The organism is Candidatus Polarisedimenticolia bacterium, from assembly GCA_036004685.1.
Lineage (GTDB): Bacteria > Acidobacteriota > Polarisedimenticolia > Gp22-AA2 > AA152 > DASYRE01.
On sequence record DASYRE010000056.1, the window covers coordinates 1 to 3,156 of the forward strand.

Annotated in this window: 2 protein-coding genes; both read left to right on the forward strand. The window is 65.0% G+C overall.

Annotated elements, in window-relative coordinates; translation table 11 throughout:
• On the forward strand, positions 1-960 hold a 960-nt coding region (locus VGR67_15670; protein HEV8337850.1), incomplete at its 5' end, for a hypothetical protein.
• Positions 957-2,228: a glycosyltransferase family 4 protein gene (locus VGR67_15675; protein ID HEV8337851.1), complete on the forward strand. Its 1,272-nt coding sequence runs from the start codon at positions 957-959 to the stop codon at positions 2,226-2,228. The genes VGR67_15670 and VGR67_15675, both read left to right, overlap by 4 nt.
• The last annotated feature ends 928 nt before the right edge of the window (positions 2,229-3,156 follow it).

Consider the following 3,156-nt stretch of genomic DNA (forward strand, 5'->3'; position numbering starts at 1 on the left):
GCCACGATCAGCATGGGGACGCTAAAGGACCGACTCATCTCGGCCTGCGTGCACGGGCTCGTCCGCCGGGCCGCCGGTTGGATGCGGCCGGAGTTCGTTCCGCTGTCCGAGGCCGCCCGCGTCGGCGAGTATCTGGTCCACCTCGTTCGGCGAGGGCACAAGCCGTGTATCAGCACCTCCCCCAGTGAAGCGATTCAAGTTTGCCTGGCGATGGCAGCCCGGGGAATCTTCCTGGAGAACGTCACATTCCTATTGGGAGCCGAGCCGCTGACGCCGGCCCGGCGCGCAACGATCGAGGCGAGCGGCGCCAAGGCGGTTCCCACCTACGGCTTCTCCGAGGGAAGCAACGTGGGCAGCCAGTGCCCGGCGGCCACCGTGGCCGACGACGTCCACGTCTCCCTGGACGCCTGGGCGATCATCCAGCGCGCCCGGCCCCTGGCCGACGAGGAAACGGTCGATGCTCTGTTGTTGACCGCCTTCCGGCCGGCCTGCCCCAAAGTGCTCCTTAACGCCGAGATCGGTGACTATGCCGTGCTGGAGACGCGACCGTGCGGATGCCTTTTCGATGAGGTCGGATACTTCACGCACCTGCACACGATCCGGAGCTTCGAGAAGCTCACGGGAATCGGGATGACCATTCTCGGAGGTGACCTCTTTCGCGTCCTCGAGGAGACTCTGCCCTCCCGCTTCGGCGGCGCCGTGACCGACTACCAGCTCATCGAGGAGCAGGATGCCAATGGGCTGCCCCGCTACACGCTCCTCGTCAGTCCCGAGGTGGGCGCCCTCGACGAGAAGCGGCTCGTGGCGGCATTCCTCGACGAGTTGGGCGGGCTCCGCCATCAGTATCGCTTCATGACCAATCTGTGGGGGGAGGCCGGTGTCGTCCGTGTGCAGCGCCGCCGTCCCCGTCCGACCGCGCGGGGGAAAGTCCTGCCGTTCCGGACGCTCGGTCCCCGATGAGGACGCTCACAGATCGCGGAGCCCGGGCCTCGACCCGGCGCCGCCTGATCTACGTCGGGACCCTGCCGCCGTATCCGGGGGGCTCCGCTATCTCGGGCTTTCAGCTTCTGGTCGGGCTTGCGCGGGCGGGTCACACGGTCCGCAGCCTGGCGCCGATCACTCCCGAGGCGGACCGAGCGGGCGATAGCTTTGTCGTCCGCTATCGCGAGCTCGGGGTAACGCGGTTCCGGGTGCCGTATTTCGAAACGTCCCCTCACACGCCGGCGGCGGAGGAGTACCGACGGCTGGAGCAGGAGCAGATCGAGGAAAAGCTTTCGCTGCTCATCGAACGCGAACAACCGGACATCCTTCTGATGGGCCGCGAGACGTTTGCCTGGCGCGTTCCGGATCTCGCCAAGCGGTGCGCCCTTCCATGCATCCTGCGCATCGCCGGCGGATTCCTCACCGGTATCGTCGACGGAAACTATCCGGCGCCCCTGGTGTCTCAGTGGCTCGAAGCGGTTCACAAGATCGACCTCATCGTCGCCCAGACGGCGTCCGTCACCGCGAGCCTGGCGGCATTGGGGCTCAACCGGACGCGGATCATTCCGAACGGAGTGGATCTTCGTCTGTTCGCTCCGCAGCCACAGGACGAGGCGCTGCGACGCGAACTCGGCATCGACGGCGATAGAATCGTCGTCATGCACCTGTCCAACCTCAAACCGCTGAAGCGGGCGCTGGACATCGTCGCCTCGGCCGCGCGGGCGCTCAAATTCAACCGCAGGCTCGTGTACGTGATCGTCGGCGACGGCTTCCTGCGGCAGGCCATGGAAGAGGCCTGCCGGAGCAACGCCATCGCGGAACACTTCCGGTTCGTCGGCTGGGTCGAGTACAGCCGCGTCCCCGCCTACCTCAACCTGGCCGATCTGGTGGTGATGCCTTCGGACGCTGAAGCGCAGGCGCGTGTGTACCTGGAAACCCAGGCCTGCGCCCGAACGCTTTTGGCCAGCGACATTCCCGGCGCCCGCCACGTCATCGAGGATGGCGAGACCGGCCTTCTCTTCCGCAAGGGCGACGTCGAGGACCTGACCGCCAAGACGCTGCAGGCGGCCGCGGATGCCCCCCTCCGCTCTCGAATCGGCTCAGAGGCCCGCCGGCGCGTCATGGCCCACTCGCTCGATGACGTCGTGGCCGCCTACGCAGCGGCCATCGAACACGTCCTCGAGAACTATCGCAGCCGGCATGATGATGGGGATTGGAGGTCAATCCGGACGATCACCTCGTCCTAGTGCCGTTCCAACTATTCGCGCCTAGGAAGGCACCGTGTACGTCGTTCGTGGACAGATTTAGTATCAACAAGTTGGAACGGCACTAGGTGACTGCGATCTAGTGACGCTGACGGCGACCTGCAGAACCCCGCTGCCGTGACGCCTCGAACACCTTTGAGTCCTTCGGCGCGCCGATCGCACTTAGGCAGCAAGTGATGGGAAAAGCAAGCGGGAACCATCACCGAGGTGGGCAGAGCTGAGTCGGCTCGACGCCAACGACCTACCTTGCACGGGGCAGTCTGTCTGCCGAGTAGACCCGCCCCTCAATCGCCGCGGCGTCATAGCGGAAGTGGCGCCACCCATAGTGGCGAGAGAAATCCGAAGGGGCTTTTTAAGCGATGAACAACGACCCCGGAGTGATCCTCAGGCGTCTCCGTGATTTCCCCTCGTGCCAAGAGCCGGTAGGAGTCCTCACAGTGGATGACGTCGACTTGGTGTCCTCGGCGCGCGAGTTCACTGGAGAGCCTCTGGACGAAGATCCCGTCGCCGCCAAAACTCTTGGAAGATAGGCAGCGATCCCGGCGGACTGGTGTGGTTCTTCTGAGCCGGGTAGGCACAACGGGTGAGCCCAGCGCCTCGCAGGAGACACATTTCTGGAGAGCATTGGCCGAGGCTCCGGCGCGAAGCGGGCCATGGCGTTGATGTGGCGGGACGCGCATATCCTGGTGGTGGAGCACCGGGCACCGAAGGCGACGACCCTGGGGAAGATTCAGCATGTTCACTTCGAACAGCACGCGAGCTCCTCGACCGGTGGCCGACGCAATATTTGAGATTGTATGGGGTTCGCACGATGCTTCGCCTCGTGTCGTTCCGAGCGAGCGGCGCCTGGATGCGCTATGTGTCGGAGTCTTGTCCCCGGCCGACGCCCCGAGCTTTCATGGAGCTCTGT

Bases quoted from the DNA above. Each gene is read 5' to 3' on its own strand.
- VGR67_15675 (HEV8337851.1), top strand. From the start codon at position 957: ATGAGGACGCTCACAGATCGCGGAGCCCGGGCCTCGACCCGGCGCCGC.